Below are 21216 nucleotides of genomic sequence, written 5' to 3'. Positions count from 1 at the left end.
GACAGGCGGCGTTACCATTTCGTGATCTGGGCCTTTCCAAGGTGCCTGCCAGATCTGCGAAAGGCAAACCCAGGGGGGTAGTTTGTGGCGAAGGTCACAACCCACGGGTAACTTTCGCCATCAACTGTCGACTCGAGTCACAGCAGTCACACGTCGCACGCTCCTCAGAGGTGTCCCGGGCCCTCCAGCAGCTCGGTGACCAGCGCCGCGATCGGGCTGCGCTCGCTGCGCGTCAGCGTGACGTGCGCGAAGAGCGGGTGCCCCTTGAGCGTCTCGATGACGGCCGCGACGCCGTCGTGCCGACCGACGCGCAGGTTGTCGCGCTGGGCCACGTCGTGGGTGAGCACGACGCGCGAGCTCTGGCCGATACGGGAGAGCACGGTGAGCAGCACGTTGCGCTCCAGCGACTGGGCCTCGTCGACGATGACGAAGGCGTCGTGCAGGCTCCGGCCCCGGATGTGGGTCAGCGGCAGCACCTCGAGCAGGTCGCGGTCGAGGACCTCCTCGACGACCTCCTTGGAGACGACGGCCCCCAGGGTGTCGAAGACGGCCTGCGCCCAGGGCCCCATCTTGTCGTTCTCGGTGCCGGGCAGGTAGCCCAGCTCCTGGCCGCCGACCGCGTAGAGCGGGCGGAAGACGATGACCTTGCGGTGCTGGCGCCGCTCCAGGACCGCCTCCAGGCCGGCGCACAGCGCCAGGGCGCTCTTGCCGGTGCCGGCGCGGCCGCCGAGGCTGACGATGCCCACGTCGGGGTCGAGCAGCAGGTCGAGGGCGATGCGCTGCTCGGCCGAGCGGCCGTGCAGGCCGAAGGCGTCCCGGTCGCCGCGCACGAGGCGCACCGAGCGGTCGGGGGCGACGCGGGCCAGGGCGCTGCCCGAGGGGCCGAGGACCGTCAGACCGGTGTGGACCGGCAGCTCCTTCGCCGCGGCGTGCTGGAGCCATCCGCGCTCGTAGAGCTCGGACATGTCGGCGTCGTCGACCTCGAGCTCGGCCATGCCCGTCCAGCCGCTGTCCATCGCCAGCTCGGCGCGGTACTCCTGCGCGTCGATGCCGACCGCGGAGGCCTTGACCCTCATCGGCAGGTCCTTGCTCACGACCGTGACGTCGCGACCCTCCGCCGCGAGGTTGGCGGCGACGGCGAGGATGCGGGTGTCGTTGTCCCCCAGGCGGAATCCGGCCGGCAGCGCGCCCGGGTCGGAGTGGTTGAGCTCGACGTGCAGGGAGCCGCCCCGCCGCCCGACGGGGATCGGCTCGCTCAGGGTGCCGTGCTCGACCCGCAGGTCGTCGAGCATCCGCAGCGCCTGCCGGGCGAAGTAGCCCAGCTCGGGGTGGTGCCGCTTGCCCTCCAGCTCGGTGATGACGACCACCGGGAGCACCACCTCGTGCTCGGCGAAGCGCAGCAGGGCCCACGGGTCCGAGAGCAGCACGCTCGTGTCGAGGACGTAGGTCTTCACGCCGGCGTCGGGGACACCGTCCACCGGGGGCTGCGCGTCGAGGTCGAGGAAGGAGCGGTGGGCGATGGTCATGGCGACTCCCTGCTGACGCGCGCGTGGGCGCTACGCGTCCCGTCGGTGGCTGGACCGGGACCGGGCCCGCGCGACGGTGGCGCAGTGCCGGTGCCGGCCCTCCGCCTCGAGCAGTCGTCGCTCCATGTGGTGGGCCTCCCGCGACCCCGGACGGGGTGCCCGGGACCTGTCTCCGACGGTATGACGTGCACCACACGGGGGGATGCACGCACCCCGGCGTGTCGGCATAACTCGGCGCACCCGCCCACCGGCACGACCCGCCCACCCCCGCACACGGCTCCGCCCGGTGACCGAGGGCCGGTCACCGGGCGGGGCGACCGCGCTCAGAGGACCTTGGAGAGGAAGCTCTGGGTGCGCGAGTGCTGCGGGTCGGAGAGCACCTTGACCGGGTCGCCCTCCTCGACGATGACGCCACCGTCCATGAAGACGAGCTTGTCGCCCACCTCGCGGGCGAAGCCCATCTCGTGGGTGACGACCATCATCGTCATGCCGGCCGCGGCCAGCCGCTTCATGACGTCGAGGACGTCGCCGACCAGCTCGGGGTCGAGCGCCGACGTGGGCTCGTCGAAGAGCATCATGTCGGGGTCCATCGACAGCGCGCGGGCGATCGCCACGCGCTGCTGCTGGCCGCCGGACAGGTGCGCCGGGTAGGCGGCGATCTTGTCCGCGAGGCCGACCTTGTCGAGGTTCTCCCGGGCGATCCGCTCCGCCTCGGCCCTGCCGCGCTTCTTCACGCGCTGCTGGGCGATCGTGAGGTTGCGCAGCACCGTCATGTGCGGGAACAGGTTGAACTGCTGGAAGACCATGCCGATCCGCGACCGGACCTGGTCGAGCTCGGTGTCCGGGTCGGTGATGTCGATGCCCTCGACGAGGATCTGGCCGGACGTCGGCTCCTCGAGCCGGTTGACGCAGCGCAGCAGCGTCGACTTGCCCGAGCCCGAGGGGCCGATGACGCAGACGACCTGGCCCTTGTCGACCGTGAAGTCGATGCCCTTGAGCACCTCGTTGTCGCCGAAGCTCTTGTGCAGCTGGCGGATCTCGATGGCCGGGGCCGTGGGGTCGATCCGCTGCTCGGGGTGCACGCTGCTCATCACCGGCTCCTCTTCTGCTTGCTCTCCATCCAGGCCACCAGCCGCGTCAGCGGCAGGGTGATGGCCAGGTAGAGCAGCGCCGCGAGGGTCAGCGAGGTCGCGGTGCCCGCGGACGGCCCGCTGCTCATGAAGTCGCGGGACAGGGTCGTCAGCTCCTTCTGGCTCGTGGCCAGACCGACCACGAAGAGCAGCGAGGTGTCCTTGAGCAGGATCACCAGCTCGTTGGTCAGCGGCGGCACCACGATGCGCAGCGCCTGGGGCATGACGATGGAGGCCATCGTCCAGCCCCCGCCCATGCCCAGGGAGCGCGCCGCCTCGGTCTGGCCCTTCGGCACCGCCTCGATGCCGGCCCGGAGGGTCTCGGCCATGTAGGCGCCGGCGACCATCATGAGCGCGACGAGGCCGGCCCCGATGGTGCCGCCCGGCGGCCGCCACCCGAAGGCGATCGGCACGCCGAGCGCCATGAAGAGGATGACGACCAGCGCCGGCAGTCCCCGGAACAGCTCGATGTAGGCCAGCGACAGCCACCGGAAGGGGGCGATCGGCGCCAGCCGCATGAGCACGAGGATCACGGCGAGCACGAAGCCGCCGGTAAAGGAGATGATCGTGTAGAGGATCGTGTTCTTCACGCCCGTGAAGACCATCGCCTGCCAGTTGCCGCTGAAGCCCTCCGCGAGGAAGAAGTTGCGGGAGATCGCCTCCCAGTCGGCGACGAGGGCGAAGGCGGCGACGATCGCCGCGAACACCACGTAGAGCACGACTGTGGTCAGGCGCGCGCGAGCACTCCGGGTCATGTCACCGCCTCCGCCCTAGCCCGTTCCTGCCGGCTCAGCCGTCGCTGGACTCGGCCGCGTCCTGCGCAGCCTCCTCCGAGAAGTAGGTGTCGTAGAGCTCGTCGTACTCGCCGCTGTCGCGCAGGGCGGCCAGCTGCTCGTTGACGGCCTCGACCAGGGCGGTGTTGTCCTTCTTCATCGCCAGGCCGTAGGTCTCGTCGGTGTCGTACTCCTCGACGATGGTGTAGCGACCGTCGGTGGTGTGGGTGAGGTTGACCGGCAGGTCCTGCAGGAGGGCGTCGACCTGGCCGGCCTGGAGGGCCTGGTAGAGCTCGGCGTCGCTGGGGAAGCTGACGATCTCGGCGCCGGAGACGTTCTCGTTGGCGTAGGCCTCACCGGTGGTGCCCTGCTGGACGCCCACGCGCTTGCCCTCGAGGTCGGCGATGGAGGCGATGCCGCTGTCGGCCGGGACGAGGAGGGACTGGAGCGAGTCGTAGTAGCCCTCGCTGAAGGCGAGGTTGGCCTTGCGCTCCTCGGTGATGGTCATCGCGGAGGCCGCGAGGTCGCAGTCGCCGGCGTTGAGGGCCAGGCCGGACTGCAGACCGTCGAAGGAGGAGTCCTTGACGACGAGGTCGAGCTCGAGGCCGTCGGCGATCGCCTGCACGATGTCGATGTCGAAGCCCGTGAAGCCGCTCGGGGAGGACTCGTCGAAGTCCTCGAAGGGGGCGTAGGGGACGTCGGAGCAGACCGTCAGGGTGCCGTCGGTGACGAGGTCCAGGCCGGAGGCGTCGCCGTCGCCGGAGCCGTTGGAGTCGTCGGAACCACAGGCGGCCAGGGTCAGCACGAGGCCGGCGGCGGCCGTCGCCGCATACAGGGATCGAATGTTCATCCCCGCAGCGTATAACTGCCCCGGTCAGGGCGGGGGCAGGCCCCCGGGCGTGGTCGAGGCTGCGGGCGCGGGCAGGCCCTCAGGTGCCGAAGCGCCGCTCGCGCTCGGCGTAGGAGCGCAGCGCCCGGAGGAAGTCCACCTTGCGGAAGTCGGGCCAGTAGGCCTCGCAGAAGTAGAACTCGCTGTGGGCGCTCTGCCAGAGCAGGAAGCCGCCCAGGCGTTGCTCCCCCGAGGTGCGGATCACCAGGTCGGGATCGGGCTGGCCCTTGGTGTAGAGGTGCTCGGCGATGTCCTCGACCGTCACCGAGCCGGCGAGCTCCTCGAGGGTCTGCCCCTTCGCCGCCGCCTCGCGCAGCAGCGAGCGCACCGCGTCGGCGATCTCGCGACGACCGCCGTAGCCGATCGCGACGTTGACGACCATCCCGTCGACACCGGTCGTGCGCTCGGCGGCCGCACGCAGGGCGTCGGCCGTGCCCTCCGGGAGCAGGTCGAGCGCGCCGACCACGTGCATCCGCCAGCGCTGGCAGTCGGCGAGGTCGGTGACCACGCGGCCGATGATCTCCAGCAGGGGCTCGAGCTCGTCGGCCGGACGGTTGAGGTTGTCGGTGGAGAGCAGCCACAGCGTGACCACCTCCACGCCCGCCTCCTCGCACCAGCCGAGGAAGGGGGCGATGTTGTCGGCACCCGCGCGGTGCCCCTCGGCCGACGCGGCCCCCCGCTCGCGCGCCCACCGGCGGTTGCCGTCGAGCATCACGCCGATGTGCCGCGGCAGCTGGTCGGACGGGAGCTGCCGGCGCAGGGACGAGGTGTACGCCTTGTAGACCAGGTCCCGCGGTGTCTGCATGGGAGGAAACCTACCGGCCGGCGCTGGGAGAAACCGGGGACGACGCGAGGCGTCGGCACCCCCGGCGCTACCTACGCCTCCGTAACCTACGGTTCCGTAGGTTATTCTCCGGGGTATGCCGCACGAAGGGAACCACACGCACCGCACCACCGAGGAGGGCGGGGTCGTCGACACCATCGTCGAGCAGGTCAAGCCGCACCTGCGCGGCTGGCTGCACCTGGGGATGATCCCGCTGGCGATCGCGGCCGCCGCTGTCCTCGCCGCCCTGGCCCCCGGCACCGCCGAGCGGGTCGCGGCGCTGGTGTTCGGCACCACCGGCGTCCTGCTCTTCGGCACCTCGGCGGTCTACCACCGCGGCACCTGGTCGCCGCGCACCACCGCGGTCCTCAAGCGGTGGGACCACGCCAACATCTTCCTCATCATCGCCGGCACCTACACGCCCTTCTCGGTGCTGCTGCTCGAGGGCGGCCAGCGGCGCACGCTGCTCCTGGTCGTCTGGGCGGGGGCGCTCGCCGGGGTGGTCTTCCGGGTGTTCTGGCACGGGGCCCCGCGCTGGCTCTACACCTTCGTCTACCTGGCGCTCGGCTGGGTCGCCGTCTTCTACCTCGTGCCGTTCTGGCGCGCGGGCGGACCGGTCGTCGTGGGCCTCATCGCCGCCGGCGGCCTGCTCTACACGCTGGGCGCCGTGGTCTACGCCCTGAAGCGACCGGACCCATCGCCGAGGTGGTTCGGCTTCCACGAGGTCTTCCACTCGTTCACGGTGCTCGCCTTCGGCGCGCACTGGACCGCCGCGCTGCTCGCGATGCTGTCCGCCCGGGCCAGCTGACCGGCCGAGCGCCCCGGGCCCACCCGGCCGGGCGGGAGCTCAGCCGAGGGGGTCGGGCCCGTCCTGCGGGTCGTCCTGCGCGGCACCGGGCGTGCGGGCCTGCTGCTCCTCGCTCTCGCGCAGGCGTCGCTCCTCGACGAGCCGCATCCGGCGCAGCCGCCGGGTCATGTCGCGACCCAGGAACCAGACGGCGAGCATCAGGCCGAAGAGGACGAGGAACCCGCCCATCCCGGCCGTCACCGCCACGCTCGTGGTGTTCACTCGTGGTGCCCCTCTTCCTCGCGCATCTCGTCGCGTGCGTCGGCGTCGCCGTCCTGCGGGGCGGTCGAGCGCGGCTCCAGGCCCGGCTCCAGCGGCGGCAGGGCCGGCGGCCCGACGTAGGCGACGACGGGCTCGCCGTCGCCGTCGCGCTCGGGCGCCCGACGGCAGAGCTCGTCGGGGTCGTCCAGCTCGACGATGCCGGCGAAGAGGTCGTCCTCGGGCAGCTCCACCGGGACGATCGAGCGCGCGAGCTCGTAGTCCTCGGTGGGCCACACCTTCTTCTGCAGCTCCAGCGGCACGGCGAACCACTGCCCGTCCGGGTCGACCTGGGTCGCGTGGGCCAGCAGCGCCCGGTCGCGGACCTCGAACCAGTCGGCGCAGTGGACGTGGGTGAAGATCTGCCGCCGGGGTCGGCGGCGCAGGTTGGCGATCCAGTCGGCGTAGGGCGACTCCAGCCCCGCCTCGAGCATCGCCTCGTGCAGGCGCTCGGTGCGCTCGGCCGACCAGCCGTTGTAGTAGAGCTTGAGCGGCTGCCAGGGCTCCCCCGCCCCGGGGAAGGCCTCGGGGTCGCCCGCCGCGCGCCAGGCCGACATCGTCACCACGTGGGTCTGGATGTGGTCGGGGTGGGGGTAGCCGCCGTTCTCGTCGTAGGTCGTGACGACGTGCGGGCGGAACTCGCGGATCACGCGGACCAGGGCCTCGGTCGTGCGCTCGAGCGGCTCAAGGGCGAAGCAGCCCTCCGGCAGCGGCGGCAGCGGGTCACCCTCGGGCAGGCCCGAGTCGACGAACCCCAGCCAGGTGTGGCTGATGCCGAGGATCTCGGCGGCGCGGGCCATCTCCTCGCGGCGCACGCGGGGCAGGTCGCGCAGGATCTCCTCGTCGCCCTTGAGGCGCTCGTTGAGGATGTCGCCGCGCTCCCCACCGGTGCAGGAGACCACGCGCACCGACACGCCCTCGGAGACGTAGCGCGCGGTGGTGGCCGCCCCCTTGGAGGACTCGTCGTCGGGATGGGCGTGCACGGCCATCAGGCGCAGGCCTGCTCGGTCCGGCGTCGTCATCGCGGCGGCTCCTTCGTGCGGACGGGCGGGCTGGTGCCCGGCGTCCGAGGTCGTGGCGGACAATGGTGGTGCGCCGCGGACCTGCCGGCGCACGACGAACCAGCACCTATCCTCTCACCCGCTCCAGGACGGACCGACCGTGACCGCAGCGCCCCCGCCCGACGCCAGCCAGCGCCCTCCCGCCGGTGGGCGGGCCGACGAGCCCGTCGTCGACTGGGACGCCGAGGAGGAGGCGGTCGAGGCCCGCCGCGGGCCCCGGCGCCTGGACGCCCGGACCCGCCGCCGCTGGTGGGTGATCGGGACGGTGGCGGTGCTGCTCATGACCGCGACCGCCGTCTGGTTCGGGCTCTCGGCCACCCTCGGCAGGGTGCACTGGGTCGACACCGGCCACCAGATCGTCTCCGGCACGCAGGTCGACGTCCGCTTCGACCTGCGGCGCGACCCCGCGCGGGAGGTGACCTGCCGCCTGGAGGCGCAGGACGTCTCCCACGCCGTCGTGGGCCGGACCGAGGTCACGGTGCCCCCGGCGGCGGCGGAGTCGCCCACCCGCCACGTCGAGAGCGTGCGCACCGCCTCGCCGGCGATCACCGGCTACGTGGAGGAGTGCTGGTACACCGAGGACGGCCCGCGCCACGACTCCTGAGGATGCGGACGGGGCGCCGCCCGGCTGCTGCCGGACGACGCCCCGTGGACGCTGGTGCGGGTCGGGTCAGGACGCCGAGTAGGGCTTGGCGTCGACGATCTTGACCTCGACCTCCTTGCCGTTGGGCGCGGTGTAGGTCACGGTCTGGCCGCGGGTCGCCCCCATGAGGGCGCTGCCCATCGGGGACTTCTCGCTGTAGACGGTCAGGTCGTCCTCGCCGCCGATGATCTCGCGGGAGCCGAGCAGGAAGGTCTCGGTCTCGCCGAACATCTCCACGGTCACGACCATGCCCGGCTCGACGACACCGTCGTCGGCGGGGGCGGTGCCCACGATGGCGTTCTGCAGCAGGTGCTGGAGCTGGCGGATGCGGGCCTCCATCTTGCCCTGCTCCTCCTTGGCGGCGTGGTAGCCGCCGTTCTCCTTGAGGTCACCCTCCTCGCGGGCCGCCTCGATGCGTCGCGAGATCTCCGTGCGGCCCTCGCCGGTCAGCTGGGCCAGCTCGGCCTTCAGGCGGTCGTAGGCCTCCTGAGTCAGGTAGCTCTGGTCCTTGGCGATGTCGGTCACGTTCGTGTCTCCTCGTCTCCGTGCGCCGGAGGGCCGGCCCTGCTGGCTCCCACCAAACGCAAGGTCCGGGCACCTTTCGCCCGGACCGTGGTTGACCTTCAACTGTAGACGGCTTTGTCCCGCGAGTCGAGAACGTTCGCCGAGGGCGGGACGGGCCGACGGCGGGCCGGACCGCGCCGACGACCGGCGCCAGCGGTCCGATCAGGCCGGCTCGACGGTGTAGCCACGCTCGGTCAGCGCCGCCATGACCTCGGCCGAGTGCTCGTGGCCGCGGGTCTCCAGGGTGAGCGAGATGGCGACCTCCCCCACCGCGAGGTTGGCCACCCGACGGTGGTGCTGCACCTCGAGCACGTTGCACTGCATCTCGGCGAGCATCGTCAGCACCCCGGCGAGGTTGCCGGGCTGGTCGGGGACCCGCACGCGCAGCTGGAGGTAGCGCCCCGCCGCGGTCAGACCCTGCCGGATGATCCGCAGCAGGAGGAGCGGGTCGATGTTGCCGCCGGAGAGCACCGCGACGACCGGGCCCTCGTAGTGCGACGCCGACTCCTGGCCCAGCTCCATGAGGTGGGCGGTCGCGGTCGCGCCAGCGGGCTCGACGACCAGCTTGGCGCGCTCGGCCAGGTAGAGCACGGCCCGCGCGATCGCGGTCTCGCTGACCAGCTCCATGGCGTCCACGGAGCGGGAGACCACCTCGAAGGGCACGTCGCCCGGGCGGCCGACGGCGATGCCGTCGGCCATCGTGCTCATCCGCGCCACCGGCACGGGGTGGCCCGCGGCCAGGGACCCGGGCCAGGCGGCCGCCTGCTCGGCCTGGACGCCGACGATCCGCACGTCGGGCTTGATCGCCTTGACGGCGGTGGCGATGCCGGCGAGCAGCCCGCCCCCGCCGGTGGCCACGACGATGGTGCGCACGTCGGGCACCTGCTCGAGGATCTCCAGCCCGCAGGTGCCCTGGCCGGCGACGATGTCGGGGTGGTCGAAGGGCGGGATGAAGACCGAGCCCTCCCGCTCCTCGTGGCGGCGGGCCTCCTCGATGCACTCGTCGAGGGTGGTGCCCATCTGGATCACCGTGGCGCCGTAGCCGCGCGTCGCGGCCAGCTTGGGCATCGAGGCGCCGTTGGGCATGTAGACGGTGGCCTCGATGCCGAGGAGCCGGGCGGCGAGCGCGACGCCCTGGGCGTGGTTGCCGGCGCTGGCGGCGACGACGCCGCGACGCTTCTCGTCCTCGGTCAGGCGCGACATCCGCGTGTAGGCGCCGCGCATCTTGAAGGAGCCGGCACGCTGGAGGTTCTCGCACTTGAGGTGGACCGGCAGGCCCGTGCGGTCGGTCAGCGCCTGGCTGAACTCCATCGGGGTCGGCGTCAGGACGCCCTCGAGGATCTCGCGGGCGGCGAGGACGTCGTCCAGGGTCACGGAGCTCACGGGGTCGGCCACGGCCAGCACCCTAGTTGACGGCGACCTGCTCGGCCACGGCCCGCGCCAGGACGGGGTGCTCGCGGGCGAGCAGGCCCGCGGCGAAGAGCAGGTATGCCGTGTCCACGGCGGTCGCCGCCCCGTCCGGCGGCCGCCACCCGCCGCCGTGGTCGGCCAGCACCGCTCCGAGCACGGCCGCGGAGTCCTTCGGCGCGGTGTGGCGCAGGACGCCCCCGGAGCCCAGCAGCAGCCGGACGTCCTTGAGCGGGCGCGGGGCCTCGCCGGGAGCGGCGGGCCGGCCGTGCCGGCGGGCGGCGACGGTCGCGGCCATCGTGGCCAGCCGCAGGTCGAGCGCCTGCTCCTCCGGCGCCGCGGGCAGCGTCGCGGGGTCGGTGTGCACCCGCCCCACCCAGGCGGCCAGCGCGGGGTCGTCGGCGCCCGGCAGGGCCTCGGCAGCAGCAGCCTCGAGGACGCCCGGGGCTCCCCACCGCATGCCCAGGTCGCCCTCGACGGTGCGGGCGTGCCACAGGGTCGCGACGACGTGCTTGCGCAGGGAGGCGTCCTCGCCCTGGGGCGTGAGCACCGAGTAGACGTCGGTGGTGGCGCCTCCCACGTCGACGACCATGACGTCGCCGTCGAGCACCTCGGCGAGCACCTCGACGCCGGAGAGCACGGCGTCGGGCGTGGCGGCCCGCACCAGCCGGCCGAAGCGGGGGCCCTTCGACAGGCCCTTGCCCCCGATGACGTGCTCGAGGAAGACCTCCCGGATGGCCCGGCGCGCCGGCCCCGGGTGCACGACCCCGATGCGCGGCAGCACGTTGTCGGCGAGGGTGACCCGCCGGTTCGTCCGGGCCAGCTCGGCCGCGACGTCGTCACGTGCCTCGACGTTGCCCGCGACGACGACGGGCGCCCCGACGCGGGAGGTGGCCAGACGGCGGGCGTTGGCCAGGAGCACCTCGGCGTTGCCCCCGTCGGTGCCGCCGACGAGCAGGATCACGTCGGGTCGGGCGGCCCGCAGCTCGGCGACGCCGGCCGTGGTCAGGCGTCCGGCCGCGACGTGCACGACCTTGGCCCCCGCGGAGAGCCCCACGCGGTGGCCCGCCTCGGCCGTCACCGCCCGCTCGTAGCCGACCACCGCCAGCCGCAGCCCACCGCCCGCGCTCGAGCAGACGAGCACGCGGTCGCGCTGCGCCTCGTCGAGGGGGTCCGGCACGCGGCCGCCCTCCCCCAGCGCACGGCATACCTCGAGCAGGCCGTCGAGCACGTCGCGCCCGGGGCCGACCGTGGTCGGCGCGGCCGCCCGGGCGAGGAGCTGTCCGTCGGTGCCCAGCAGGGCGCCCTTGGTGAACGTCGACCCCACGTCGACGAGCAGGAAGGTCACGGTCGCGGCACCGCCCGCGGACCCGGTCGGGCAGAGAGGTCAGGCATGAGGGGAAGGTACCCCGGGGAGGGTCGCGGGTCACCGGGCGGTCCGGCGCCCGCGTGGGACACTGGAGGGTATGCAGACTCCCTCCTCCGACTTCCTCCCGGGCCGCCCCACCCCGCTGCCCGGCATCCCCGAGAGGCACGAGGTCCTGGGCACCTCCCTGCACGGACCGTGGCCCGAGGGCACCGAGGTCCTCTACGTGGCGATGGGCTGCTTCTGGGGCGCCGAGCGCATCTTCTGGCAGCTCCCGGGCGTCGTGACCACCGCCGCGGGCTACATGGGCGGGCAGACGCCCAACCCGACCTACGAGGAGACGTGCACCGGCCGCACCGGGCACGCCGAGGCGGTACTCGTCGCCTACGACCCCGCGCGCACCACACCCGAGCTGCTGCTCAAGGCGTTCTGGGAGAACCACGACCCGACGACGCTCAACCGGCAGGGCAACGACATCGGCACGCAGTACCGCTCGGCGATCTACTGGACGACGCCCGGGCAGGAGGCCGCCGCCCGGGCGACCCGCGACGCCTTCGAGAAGCTGATCATGGCCGACGGCCACGGCCCGGTCGTGACCGAGCTGCGCAGCGCCGAGGACGCCGGGCCGTTCTACTACGCCGAGGACTACCACCAGCAGTACCTCCACAAGAACCCCGGCGGCTACTGCAACCACGGCCCCAACGGCTACACCTGCCCGGTCGGCCTGGTCCGCCAGGACCAGCTGCCCGCCCAGTCGGACGTGCTGCCGCCGGCCTGATCCTCGGGCCTCCGGCCCCCAGGGACGACGAGAGGGCCCCGGACCGCTGCTGCGGTGCCGGGGCCCTCGTCGGTCCTCGTGAGGATCAGGAGTCGGAGGTCTCCTCGCCCATCCCCGGAGCACCCTGCTGGATCTGGTCCTCGGACGGCACGGCGATGCCCTGCGCCTCGCCGTAGTTGTTCGCGAACATCTCCGTCACGACGCCCTCCATCTCGAAGGCGACCTTGCGCATGAGGTTGTCGCCGTCGAGCCAGACGTCGTAGGTGATCTCGTCGCCGAGCATCGCCGAGGCGGTGTCGGCGTCGTCGCCGGTCTGCCCGCCCGCGTCGAGCGCGGCCTGGGTGTCGACCGTGACCTCGTAGCGCCGCATGTCCTGGCCGTCGACGTCCTCCTCGCCGAGGAAGGTGACGCTCTTGGCGCCGGCCTCCCAGGCGTCCCACGTCGAGGTGATGTCGACCTCATCGAGCTGCGTGGAGACGTCCCCGAGCTGCTCCGGCGGCACCTCGAGGTACTTGCCGTCCTCGGTGACCCCGGGCATCGACATGAAGACCCGGCCCTCGGCCATGATCATCGACACCGCGCCCATGCCGGGCATGGTCATGTCCATGTCGAGGGCGGCCTGGTCGCCGGTGAGGTCGACGGCGCCCTCCATCTCCATGGCCTGGCCGCCCATGTTGATGGTCATCGTCATCGTGTAGGACGACAGCTTCTCCTCGCCCGGCGACTTGAGCATCGCCAGGAACTCCTGGATGTCGACGTCCTCGCCCTCGGCCGGGTCCGCGTCGGAGCTCGTGGCCTCGCTGGTCTCCTCGGCGCCCGCGTCCGCGGTCGCGGCACCGTCCTCGGAGGTCACGGCCTCCGACGTCGTGGGCTCGCCCTCGGCGGCGTCGTCGCCGCCGCACGCAGCGAGGGTCAGGGACAGCGCGCCTGCGCTCAGCAGGGCGGTCCAACGGGTGCGCATCGTGGTCATCTCGGTCATCGTCCTTTCCCCGGGGTGGTCGTGCCCGGAGCGCGACCGATACCTGTCGTCCATCGTGACACACCGTCCGCCCCGACGGCTGGGCCCACGGGCCCGCCACCGGCCCCCGCGGGCGCACGGTCCGACTCGTTTCTCGCGCGGGAACGGCGCGTGGTCGAATGGATCTTCGTCCCCCCCAGCAGGAACGAGGAAGAACACTCTTGAACGGCAACGCCACCTTCCGGCACCACGACACCGCCGTGCTCTCCGTCACGGCGGTCGACGCACCCGTGGTGAAGACCTCCGACGACTTCGACGAGGTCCTGGCCGACTCCTACCGTCGCAACGGGCTGCGGCCCGGCATGCTGGCGGCCCTGGCCGGCATCCGGGAGCGCCGCTGGTGGCGCGAGGACCAGCACTTCGTCGACGGCACCGCCGAGGCCGCCCGGCTCGCGCTGGAGCAGGCGAGCATCGACCCCTCCCGCGTCGGGCTGCTCGTCAACACCTCGGTGAGCCGCAGCCACCTGGAGCCCTCGATCGCGGTCGACGTGCACGCCCGGCTGGGCCTGCCCTCCTCCTGCCTCAACTTCGACCTCACCAACGCCTGCCTGGGCTTCGTCAACGGTATGCAGCTCGCCGCCACGATGATCGACGCCGGCCAGATCGACTACGCCCTGGTCGTCGACGGCGAGGGCTCCCGGGAGCCGCAGGAGAACACGCTGGCCCGGCTGGTCGGCGAGGAGACCACCGCGCGCGACCTCCTCGACCAGTTCGCCACCCTCACCCTGGGCTCCGGCGCCGCCGCGATGGTGCTGGGCCGGGCGAGCGAGCACCCGGAGGGCCACCGCGTCGTCGGCGGCGTGAGCCGGGCGGCGACCGAGCACCACGACCTGTGCGTCGGCGACTTCACCGAGATGCGCACCGACTCCCAGGGCCTGCTCACCGCCGGCGTGCAGCTGGCGCGCGAGCTCTGGGAGGAGGCCCGCGGCGAGTTCTCCTGGGACGACATGGACCGTTACGTCGTGCACCAGGTCTCCAGCGTGCACACCGCGAAGACCGCAGAGGCCCTGGGGATCGACCAGAGCCGCATCCCGCTGACCTTCCCGACCCTGGGCAACGTCGGCCCCGCGGCCGTGGCCATCACCCTCGCCAAGGAGGCGGACTCGCTCCGTCCCGGCGACCGGGTGCTCATGATGGGGGTCGGCTCGGGGCTCAACATGAGCTGCCTCGAGCTCACCTGGTGAGGTGAGCTCCGTGGGCCCGACCGCGCACCCCCGCAGCACCGACGGACCGCTCGCCCAGCGGATCCACGGACCGGCCGGGCGGGCGGTGACCGACCCGCCGGGTCTGCCGCGTCGAGACCTGCCGGGGCTCGACCGGGCCTGGTCGCAGGTCGTCGTCGCCCCCGACGCCGAGGGCACGCCGCGCCACTGGCACGTGCTCGACACCGGGCCGCTGCTCCGGGAGCGCGGCGAGGAGCCGGTCGCGACCCTGGTGTGCGTCCACGGCAACCCGACCTGGTCCTACCTGTGGCGTCGCGTCGTCGCCTCGGCACCCGCCGGCTGGCGCGTCGTCGCCGTCGACCAGCTCGGGATGGGGTGGTCGGAGCGCACCGCCGAGCCGCGGTCCCTGCCCCAGCGCATCGAGGACCTCGACCGCCTCACCGAGGTGCTCGGCGTGCTCGACGGCCCGGTCGCGGTGCTCGCCCACGACTGGGGCGGCCCGATCTCCCTCGGGTGGGCGCTGCGCCACGTCGAGTCGCTCGTCGGGGTCGTGCTGACCAACACCGCCGTGCACCAGCCGGCCGAGTTCGCGCCCCCGGCCGCGATCCGGCTCGCCCGCTCCCCCGGTCTCCTGGCGCAGGTATGCCGTCGCACGCCCGCCTTCGTGCGCGCCACGACCGCGCTGTCGTTGCCGCCGCTGCCCCGGGAGGTGCGGGACGCCTTCGCCGCGCCCTACGGCACGCCGGGCCGCCGGGCGGCCGTGGCCGACTTCGTCGCAGACATCCCCTTCGAGACGGACCACCCGAGCCGGGCGGCGCTCGACGCCGTGGCCGAGGGCCTGACCGCCCTGGCCGAGGTGCCGGCCCTGCTGGTCTGGGGCCCGCGCGACCCGGTCTTCGGCGAGCGCTACCTCGACGACCTGCTGACGCGGCTGCCGCACGCCGACGTCCAGCGCTACGCCGGCGCCTCGCACCTGGTGCTCGAGGACCGGCCCGAGGGGGTCGGGGTCGTCTGGCGCTGGCTGTCGGAGCGAACGCCGGCCGGGGAGGTTCATGGCGCCGCTGCCGGTGCGGACGACGTCGCCGACGGCGGAGACCTTCCTCCCGACGACGTGCCGCGGGTGGCGATCCGGGTCGACACCCGTGACCTCGACGCCCCCGCCGTGGTCGAGCTGCGCGGCGGCCGCCGCTCGGTGACCTTCGGCGAGCTGGACCGGCTGGCGACCGACGTCGCCCGCGGGCTGCTCGCCCGGGGCGTGCGTCCCGGTGACCGGGTGGCGCTCCTCGTCCCGCCCGGCGTCGAGCTGACCACCCTCGTCTACGCAGTCTGGCGGCTCGGTGCCGTGGTCGTCGTGGCCGACGCCGGGCTGGGCCTGGCGCGGCTCGGCACCGCCCTGCGCTCGGCCGGCCCCGCCCACGTCGTCGGCATCGGCAGGGCGCTGCGGCTGGCCGACCTCACCCGCGTGCCCGGCTCGCGGCTGCGGATCGAGCCCGGCGGCGAGGAGCTCGACGGGCTGGCCCGCCAGGGGGCCGCCACCTCCACCGAGCTGCCCGACCCCTCGGCGCTGCGCGGCGACGCCGACGGCGCCGTCCTCTTCACCTCCGGCGCGACCGGGCCGCCCAAGGGCGTCGTCTACACCCGGGACGGTCTGGGCGCCCAGGTGGCGCTGCTGCGCGACACCTTCGGTCTCGCCCCGGGCGAGCGGCTCGTCGCGGCCTTCGCGCCGTTCGCGCTCTACGGCCCGGCGCTGGGGCTGACCGGCGTCGTGCCCGACATGGACGTCACCGCCCCGCACACGCTCACCGCCCGGGGCCTCGCCGAGGCTGTGGCGGCGGTGGACGCGACCGTCGTCTTCGCCGCGCCCGCCGCGCTCCGCAACGTCGTCACCACCGCGGCGGAGGCCGGCGACCACGACCGGGCCGTCCTGGCCCGGCCCCGGCTCGTGCTCTCGGCCGGGGCCCCGGTGCCCGTCGAGCTGCTGCGGCAGGTCCGCGAGCTGCTGCCGGCGGCGGCGACCCACACCCCCTACGGCATGACGGAGGTGCTGCCCGTCGCCACCCTCGACCCCGTCGTGGCGGCCGACGAGGCGCTCGGCGCGGCCGGTGCCGCCGACCGGGACGAGGCCGGCGTCTGCGTCGGGGCCCCCGTCGCGCGGACCGAGCTGGGGATCGCCCCGCTGGACGAGCACGGCATACCCGCCGAGGAGCTGGTCACCACGCCAGGGGTGGTCGGCGAGATCGTCGTGCGCGGCCCGCACGTCAAGAACCGCTACGACCGGCTGTGGACGAACCAGCGCGCCAGCGACCGTCCGGCGGGCTGGCACCGCACCGGCGACGTCGGTCATCTCGACGCCCGTGGACGCCTGTGGGTCGAGGGCCGGCTCGCCCACGTCCTCACCACGCCCGACGGGCCCGTCACGCCCTATCCCGTGGAGCAGCGGCTGCGGTCGCTCGGCGGCGTCGCCGACGTCGCGCTCGTCGGGGTCGGTCCGGTCGGCACCCAGCAGCTGGTGGCCGTCGTCGTCCCCTCCGACCGCGTCGGGATCGCCGCCCGGGTCACCGGCGCCCCCGCCGGGCCCGGACGCCTCGCCGACGGCGACCTCGCCCGGGCCGTGCGCGAGACCGCCGGGGTCCCCGTGGCGGCCGTGCTGGTCCGCGACTGGCTGCCGGTCGACGTGCGGCACGCCAGCAAGGTCGACCGCTCCGCGCTCTCGGCCTGGGCCGCGGGCGTGCTGCACGGCAGGACGCTGCGCGAACGGGTCGCGGACCTGGTCCGCGACCGCGCGCCGAGGACGAGGAGCCGCTGATGGCCGGAGACAGGGTGCTCGTGACCGGTGCCAGCGGCATGCTCGGCGGCGCCGTTGCCGACCTGCTCGCCGAGCGCGGCTGGGACGTCACCGTCATGCAGCGGCGCAGCGCCGGCGGGCGGCACCGCGAGGTGCTGGGCGACGTGCGCGACGAGGACGCCGTCACCCGGGCCGTGGCCGGGCAGGACGCGGTCGTGCACCTGGCGGCCAAGGTCGACGTGGTCGGCCGGTGGATGGACTTCGTCGACGTCAACGTGCGGGGCACCCGCCACGTCGTCGAGGCGATGCGGGCGCAGGGCGGCCGGATGGTCCAGGTCTCCTCCCCCTCCGTGGCCCACACGGGCTCCTCGCTGGCGGGCGAGGGCGCCGGGCCGGCGAGCCCGATGCGGGCCCGCGGCTCCTACGCCCGCACCAAGGCCGCCGCCGAGCTCTTCGCCCTCCTCGCCGACTCGCCCGACCTGGCGGTGACCGCCGTGCGACCGCACCTCGTGTGGGGTCCCGGCGACACCCAGCTGGTCGGCCGCATCGCCGAGCGCGCCCGGCAGGGGCGACTGGCGCTCGTCGGCCCCGGGACCGCGCTCATCGACACCACCTACGTCGACAACGCCGCCGAGGGCGTGGTCGCGGCCCTGGAGCACGTCGACCGGGCGCACGGCGAGGCCTTCGTCGTCACCAACGGCGAGCCGCGGCCCGTCGGCGAGCTGGTCGCCGAGATCTGCCGTGCCCTCGGCGTCCCCGGTCCCCGGCTGCACGTGCCGTCGCCGGTGGCGGTGGCACTCGGCGCCGCCGTGGAGGGGGCCGTCGCGCTCTCCGAGCGGCTGCCCGGCGTGCGGCCCATCACCCAGCCGCCGCTCACCCGCTTCCTCGCCGAGCAGCTGAGCACGGCGCACTGGTTCGACCAGCGGCGCACCCGCGAGGTGCTCGGCTGGACGCCCCGGGTGAGCATCGACGAGGGTCTGGCCCGGCTGGCGGCGACGGGGCAGGTCTAGGGCGGTCCCCACCCAGGGGTGGAGGCCCGGCGCGCGTCGTCGACGGGCAGCCAGGACCGAGGTCCGCGTGCTCAGCCTTCGCCGCGCAGCTCGGCCGCGTAGCGCTCGTCGTCGGCCACCACCGACTCGGCCTCGGCCAGCACCGTCTCCAGGCTGTCGGCGGGGATCACGACCCCGCCGGTGCGGTCGACGTAGACGACGTCGCCCGGCCGCACCGTGACGCCTGCGACCTCGACCGCGACTCCGGCCGCGACCGGCATCACGCTGTCACCGCCCCAGCGCACCGCCTCGCCGCGGCACCACGTCGCGAAGCCGTGCCCGGCGAGCTCGTCGAAGTCGCGCAGCAGGCCGTCGGCCAGCACCCCGGCCAGCCCGTGGGCGGCCACCCGGGTGAGCTTGACGCCCCCGGCGTGCGAGACCTCGGGGTGGCCGCCGCTGTCGAGGACGAGCACCGCGCCCTCCGGTGCGTCCCGGACCGCCTCGGCGAAGACCTCGCCGAAGTCCCGCCGGGGCCCGTCGTCGCGGGTCGGCAAGTAGTGGATGGTGACCGCCGGGCCCAGCAGGACCCGGTCGGGCGCGGGGCTGGCGAGCGCCGGCAGGTGGGCGCGGTGCGAGTGGTGGCGCCCCATGGCGTCGACGAGCGGCGCGCAGCCGACGGCTCGGGCGCGGGCGCGCCAGTCCTCGTGCTCCACGTCGCACACCTCCGTGCCTGGACCCTCACGACTCCACCGACCCCACCGAGTCAACCCCCCGACCGGCCGTGCGGCAACCCCTTCCTGCGCCGCCCCGCCCCTCCCCGTCCTGCCGCCCCCGGTCCCTCCCGTCGTGCCTGCCCCCGGCCCCTCGCCGTCGGGGCACCCGGCGCACCGGCCTAGACTTCCGGCATACCCGCGTCGTCTAGGAGGAACCCATGGCCGAGGCCGTCATCGTCGCCGCCGCCCGCACCCCGATCGGTCGCGCATTCAAGGGCTCGCTGACCACCGTCCGCCCGGACGACCTGGCCGCGCACGTCGTCCGTGCCGCCCTCGAGCAGGTGCCGGCGCTCGACCCGACCACGATCGACGACCTCTACCTGGGGTGCGCCGAGCCGTCCGCCGAGCACGGCTTCAACATGGCCCGCGTCGTCAACATCCTGCTGGGTCTCGACGGCGTGCCGGGGTCCACGGTCAACCGCTTCTGCGCCTCCTCGGTGCAGACCACCCGCCAGGCCTTCCACGCGATCAAGGCCGGCGAGGGCGACATCTTCGTCAGCGCCGGCGTCGAGTGCGTCTCGCGCTACCCGCGCTTCGCCGGGGCCGGCGGCGGTGACGCCGAGGTCAAGAACCCGCGCTTCGCCGACGCCATGGCGCGCACCGAGGAGACCGCCCGCACCAACCGCACCTGGACCGACCCGCGGGCCGAGGGCGCGCTGCCCGACATCTACATCGCCATGGGCCAGACCGCCGAGAACGTCGCCACCTCCCTCGGCATCTCCCGCGAGCGCCAGGACGAGTGGGGCGTGACCTCGCAGAACCGCGCCGAGGCCGCCATCGCCGCGGGCGTCTTCGAGCGCGAGATCGCCCCGGTCACCCTCGCCGACGGCACCGTCGTCTCCACGGACGACGGCCCCCGCGCGGGCGTCACCCTCGAGAAGGTCTCGCAGCTGCAGCCGGTCTTCCGCGAGAACGGCACCGTCACCGCGGGCAACTGCTGCCCGCTCAACGACGGCGCCGCCGCCCTGGTCGTCATGAGCGACATCAAGGCCAAGGACCTCGGCCTGACCCCGCTGGCCCGCATCGTCTCCACCGGGGTGTCCGCCCTGTCCCCGGAGATCATGGGCCTGGGTCCGGTGGAGGCGTCGCAGCAGGCGCTCGCCCGCGCCGGCATGACGATCGACGACATGGACCTCTACGAGATCAACGAGGCCTTCGCCGTCCAGGTGCTCGGCTCGGCCGACGCCCTGGGCATGGACTACGACAAGCTCAACGTCCACGGCGGCGCCATCGCCCTCGGGCACCCCTTCGGCTCCACCGGTGCCCGCATCTCCACGACGCTCATCAACGCGCTGCAGACGTACGACAAGCAGTTCGGCCTGGAGACGATGTGCGTCGGCGGCGGCCAGGGCATGGCCATGGTCATCGAGCGCCTGAGCTGAACCACCCGGTCGGGCGGGCGGCCTGCCGGTAACCTGGGGCGGTTCTCACCACCTCCGCTGGAAGAAGGTTCTTGATGGCCGCTGGCCTGGCCGCCCTGCTCGACGACATCGCCGCCATCGCGCGGATGGCCGCGGCGTCGGTGGACGACGTCGCGGCCGCCGCCGGCCGTGCCAGCGTCAAGGCCGCGGGCGTCGTCATCGACGACACCGCTGTCACCCCGCGCTACGTCACCGGCTTCGACCCCAAGCGCGAGCTGCCGATCATCCGCAAGATCGCGGTCGGCTCGCTGCGCAACAAGCTCCTCTTCATCCTCCCGGCGATCCTGCTGCTCAGCGAGTTCCTGCCGTGGATCATCACGCCGATCCTCATGCTCGGCGGCGCCTACCTGTCCTACGAGGGCGCCCACAAGGTGCTCGAGTGGGTCGGGCTCGGCGGGCACGAGAAGCACGACACCCCCGCGGCCGAGATGGGCCCCGAGCACGAGGCCAAGATGGTCTCCGGCGCCATCCGCACCGACTTCATCCTCTCGGCCGAGATCATGGTCATCTCGCTGCGCGAGGTGACCGACGAGACCTTCTGGGCACGGGCGGCCATCCTCGTCCTCGTGGCCATCGGCATCACGGTGCTCGTCTACGGCGTGGTCGGGCTCATCGTCAAGATGGACGACGTGGGCCTGCACCTGGCGGGCAAGCCCTCGCCCACGGCCCAGAAGGTCGGCCGCTGGATGGTCAAGGGCATGAAGCACGTGCTGTGGGTGCTCTCCACCGTCGGCGTCGTCGCGATGCTGTGGGTCGGCGGCCACATCCTGCTCGTCGGGATCGACGAGCTCGGCTTCCACCCGATCTACGACTTCGTGCACCACGCTGAGGAGGTCGTCGCCGGGTGGCTGCCCGCGATCGCCGGCGCGGCCAGCTGGCTGACCAACACCCTGTTCTCGGCGCTGCTGGGCCTGGTGATCGGTCTGCTGATCGTCGGCGTCCTCAATCTCGTGCCCCGCCGCAAGGACGAGGACGAGCACGCCGAGGCCGCCGCGCACTGAC

Annotated in this window: 20 protein-coding genes; 8 read left to right on the top strand and 12 right to left on the bottom strand. The window is 73.5% G+C overall.

What is annotated here, in order from left to right:
• Positions 1 to 164: 164 nt before the first annotated feature.
• From FB476_RS02930 to FB476_RS02910, 5 genes are all read right to left on the bottom strand, one after another.
• Positions 165 to 1526, bottom strand: coding sequence for a PhoH family protein (locus FB476_RS02930; protein ID WP_141817450.1), 1362 nt, complete (start codon positions 1524 to 1526; stop codon positions 165 to 167).
• Positions 1527 to 1849: 323 nt separating this feature from the next.
• Entirely contained in the window at positions 1850 to 2617 is a 768-nt protein-coding gene (locus FB476_RS02925; protein ID WP_141817449.1) for an amino acid ABC transporter ATP-binding protein, read from the bottom strand.
• Complete coding sequence (locus tag FB476_RS02920; protein WP_141817448.1) at positions 2617 to 3411, bottom strand: amino acid ABC transporter permease; 795 nt, start codon at positions 3409 to 3411, stop codon at positions 2617 to 2619. The genes FB476_RS02925 and FB476_RS02920 overlap by 1 nt, the downstream gene beginning before the upstream one ends.
• Positions 3412 to 3445: 34 nt before the next feature.
• On the bottom strand, positions 3446 to 4279 hold the full coding sequence (locus tag FB476_RS02915; RefSeq protein ID WP_141817447.1) for a transporter substrate-binding domain-containing protein: 834 nt from the start codon (positions 4277 to 4279) through the stop codon (positions 3446 to 3448).
• Positions 4280 to 4358: 79 nt separating this feature from the next.
• Positions 4359 to 5123: an isoprenyl transferase gene (locus FB476_RS02910; protein WP_141817446.1), complete on the bottom strand. Its 765-nt coding sequence runs from the start codon at positions 5121 to 5123 to the stop codon at positions 4359 to 4361.
• A 115-nt stretch (positions 5124 to 5238) separates the two neighbouring features.
• Here FB476_RS02910 and trhA point away from each other — a divergent pair, with 115 nt between their 5' ends.
• Positions 5239 to 5949: a PAQR family membrane homeostasis protein TrhA gene (trhA, locus tag FB476_RS02905; RefSeq protein ID WP_141817445.1), complete on the top strand. Its 711-nt coding sequence runs from the start codon at positions 5239 to 5241 to the stop codon at positions 5947 to 5949.
• Between the two features lie 39 nt (positions 5950 to 5988).
• Here trhA and FB476_RS02900 read toward each other — a convergent pair whose 3' ends face one another.
• Together FB476_RS02900 and mca are read right to left on the bottom strand one after the other, a co-directional pair.
• Positions 5989 to 6210 (bottom strand): hypothetical protein, encoded by a 222-nt coding sequence (locus FB476_RS02900; RefSeq protein ID WP_141817444.1) that lies wholly within the window; start codon positions 6208 to 6210, stop codon positions 5989 to 5991.
• Positions 6207 to 7268, bottom strand: coding sequence for a mycothiol conjugate amidase Mca (gene mca / locus FB476_RS02895; RefSeq protein ID WP_141817443.1), 1062 nt, complete (start codon positions 7266 to 7268; stop codon positions 6207 to 6209). Before mca ends, FB476_RS02900 begins: the two co-directional genes overlap by 4 nt.
• Before the next feature lie 139 nt (positions 7269 to 7407).
• Here mca and FB476_RS02890 point away from each other — a divergent pair, with 139 nt between their 5' ends.
• Positions 7408 to 7911, top strand: coding sequence for a DUF4307 domain-containing protein (locus FB476_RS02890; protein WP_141817442.1), 504 nt, complete (start codon positions 7408 to 7410; stop codon positions 7909 to 7911).
• Positions 7912 to 7977: 66 nt separating this feature from the next.
• Here the strand turns inward: FB476_RS02890 and greA are convergent, their stop codons facing one another.
• The 3 genes from greA to FB476_RS02875 form a co-directional block, all read right to left on the bottom strand.
• A complete protein-coding gene (gene greA, locus FB476_RS02885; protein ID WP_141817441.1) occupies positions 7978 to 8475 on the bottom strand; it encodes a transcription elongation factor GreA in 498 nt (165 codons plus the stop codon).
• A gap of 201 nt (positions 8476 to 8676) precedes the next feature.
• A complete protein-coding gene (gene ilvA, locus FB476_RS02880; protein ID WP_238329523.1) occupies positions 8677 to 9909 on the bottom strand; it encodes a threonine ammonia-lyase in 1233 nt (410 codons plus the stop codon).
• A 10-nt stretch (positions 9910 to 9919) separates the two neighbouring features.
• Positions 9920 to 11269, bottom strand: a complete 1350-nt coding sequence (locus FB476_RS02875; RefSeq protein WP_141817440.1) for a glutamate mutase L — start codon at positions 11267 to 11269, stop codon at positions 9920 to 9922.
• Between the two features lie 118 nt (positions 11270 to 11387).
• On the opposite strand from FB476_RS02875, the gene msrA reads away from it, so the two are divergent.
• Entirely contained in the window at positions 11388 to 12065 is a 678-nt protein-coding gene (gene msrA, locus FB476_RS02870) for a peptide-methionine (S)-S-oxide reductase MsrA (RefSeq protein ID WP_141817439.1), read from the top strand.
• An 85-nt stretch (positions 12066 to 12150) separates the two neighbouring features.
• Here the strand turns inward: msrA and FB476_RS02865 are convergent, their stop codons facing one another.
• The gene (locus FB476_RS02865) at positions 12151 to 13044 is read right to left on the bottom strand and encodes a hypothetical protein (RefSeq protein WP_141817438.1); all 894 of its coding nucleotides are present in this window, start codon (positions 13042 to 13044) and stop codon (positions 12151 to 12153) included.
• Positions 13045 to 13244: 200 nt separating this feature from the next.
• Between FB476_RS02865 and FB476_RS02860 the strand changes: the two genes are divergently transcribed.
• Genes FB476_RS02860 through FB476_RS02850 form a run of 3 tightly spaced genes read left to right on the top strand, consistent with a single transcriptional unit; the run spans position 13245 to position 18041 of the window.
• Positions 13245 to 14267: a 3-oxoacyl-ACP synthase III gene (locus FB476_RS02860; RefSeq protein WP_202876882.1), complete on the top strand. Its 1023-nt coding sequence runs from the start codon at positions 13245 to 13247 to the stop codon at positions 14265 to 14267.
• 10 nt (positions 14268 to 14277) lie between these two features.
• Positions 14278 to 17052, top strand: a complete 2775-nt coding sequence (locus tag FB476_RS02855) for an alpha/beta fold hydrolase (RefSeq protein WP_141817436.1) — start codon at positions 14278 to 14280, stop codon at positions 17050 to 17052.
• A complete protein-coding gene (locus tag FB476_RS02850) occupies positions 17052 to 18041 on the top strand; it encodes an NAD-dependent epimerase/dehydratase family protein (RefSeq protein WP_141817435.1) in 990 nt (329 codons plus the stop codon). Before FB476_RS02855 ends, FB476_RS02850 begins: the two co-directional genes overlap by 1 nt.
• A gap of 71 nt (positions 18042 to 18112) precedes the next feature.
• Here FB476_RS02850 and FB476_RS02845 read toward each other — a convergent pair whose 3' ends face one another.
• The gene (locus FB476_RS02845; RefSeq protein WP_202876881.1) at positions 18113 to 18733 is read right to left on the bottom strand and encodes an RraA family protein; all 621 of its coding nucleotides are present in this window, start codon (positions 18731 to 18733) and stop codon (positions 18113 to 18115) included.
• 218 nt (positions 18734 to 18951) lie between these two features.
• Between FB476_RS02845 and FB476_RS02840 the strand changes: the two genes are divergently transcribed.
• Both FB476_RS02840 and FB476_RS02835 read left to right on the top strand, forming a co-directional pair.
• Positions 18952 to 20175 carry an acetyl-CoA C-acetyltransferase gene (locus tag FB476_RS02840; RefSeq protein ID WP_141817434.1) on the top strand — a complete coding sequence of 408 codons (1224 nt, stop codon included), beginning with the start codon at positions 18952 to 18954 and terminating at the stop codon, positions 20173 to 20175.
• A gap of 74 nt (positions 20176 to 20249) precedes the next feature.
• On the top strand, positions 20250 to 21215 hold the full coding sequence (locus tag FB476_RS02835) for a DUF808 domain-containing protein (RefSeq protein WP_141817433.1): 966 nt from the start codon (positions 20250 to 20252) through the stop codon (positions 21213 to 21215).
• Position 21216 lies beyond the last annotated feature (1 nt).

The organism is Ornithinimicrobium humiphilum (assembly GCF_006716885.1).
Classification (GTDB): domain Bacteria; phylum Actinomycetota; class Actinomycetes; order Actinomycetales; family Dermatophilaceae; genus Ornithinicoccus; species Ornithinicoccus humiphilus.
The sequence above is the reverse complement of the archived record's forward strand: the minus strand, read 5'-3'. Positions and strand labels throughout refer to the sequence as shown.

Bases quoted from the DNA above. Each gene is read 5' to 3' on its own strand.
- msrA (WP_141817439.1), top strand. From the start codon at position 11,388: ATGCAGACTCCCTCCTCCGACTTCCTCCCGGGCCGCCCCACCCCGCTG.
- FB476_RS02930 (WP_141817450.1), bottom strand. From the start codon at position 1,526: ATGACCATCGCCCACCGCTCCTTCCTCGACCTCGACGCGCAGCCCCCG.
- FB476_RS02835 (WP_141817433.1), top strand. From the start codon at position 20,250: ATGGCCGCTGGCCTGGCCGCCCTGCTCGACGACATCGCCGCCATCGCG.
- FB476_RS02850 (WP_141817435.1), top strand. From the start codon at position 17,052: ATGGCCGGAGACAGGGTGCTCGTGACCGGTGCCAGCGGCATGCTCGGC.
- mca (WP_141817443.1), bottom strand. From the start codon at position 7,268: ATGACGACGCCGGACCGAGCAGGCCTGCGCCTGATGGCCGTGCACGCC.
- FB476_RS02865 (WP_141817438.1), bottom strand. From the start codon at position 13,044: ATGACCGAGATGACCACGATGCGCACCCGTTGGACCGCCCTGCTGAGC.
- FB476_RS02920 (WP_141817448.1), bottom strand. From the start codon at position 3,411: ATGACCCGGAGTGCTCGCGCGCGCCTGACCACAGTCGTGCTCTACGTG.
- FB476_RS02925 (WP_141817449.1), bottom strand. From the start codon at position 2,617: ATGAGCAGCGTGCACCCCGAGCAGCGGATCGACCCCACGGCCCCGGCC.
- trhA (WP_141817445.1), top strand. From the start codon at position 5,239: ATGCCGCACGAAGGGAACCACACGCACCGCACCACCGAGGAGGGCGGG.
- FB476_RS02840 (WP_141817434.1), top strand. From the start codon at position 18,952: ATGGCCGAGGCCGTCATCGTCGCCGCCGCCCGCACCCCGATCGGTCGC.
- FB476_RS02910 (WP_141817446.1), bottom strand. From the start codon at position 5,123: ATGCAGACACCGCGGGACCTGGTCTACAAGGCGTACACCTCGTCCCTG.
- FB476_RS02915 (WP_141817447.1), bottom strand. From the start codon at position 4,279: ATGAACATTCGATCCCTGTATGCGGCGACGGCCGCCGCCGGCCTCGTG.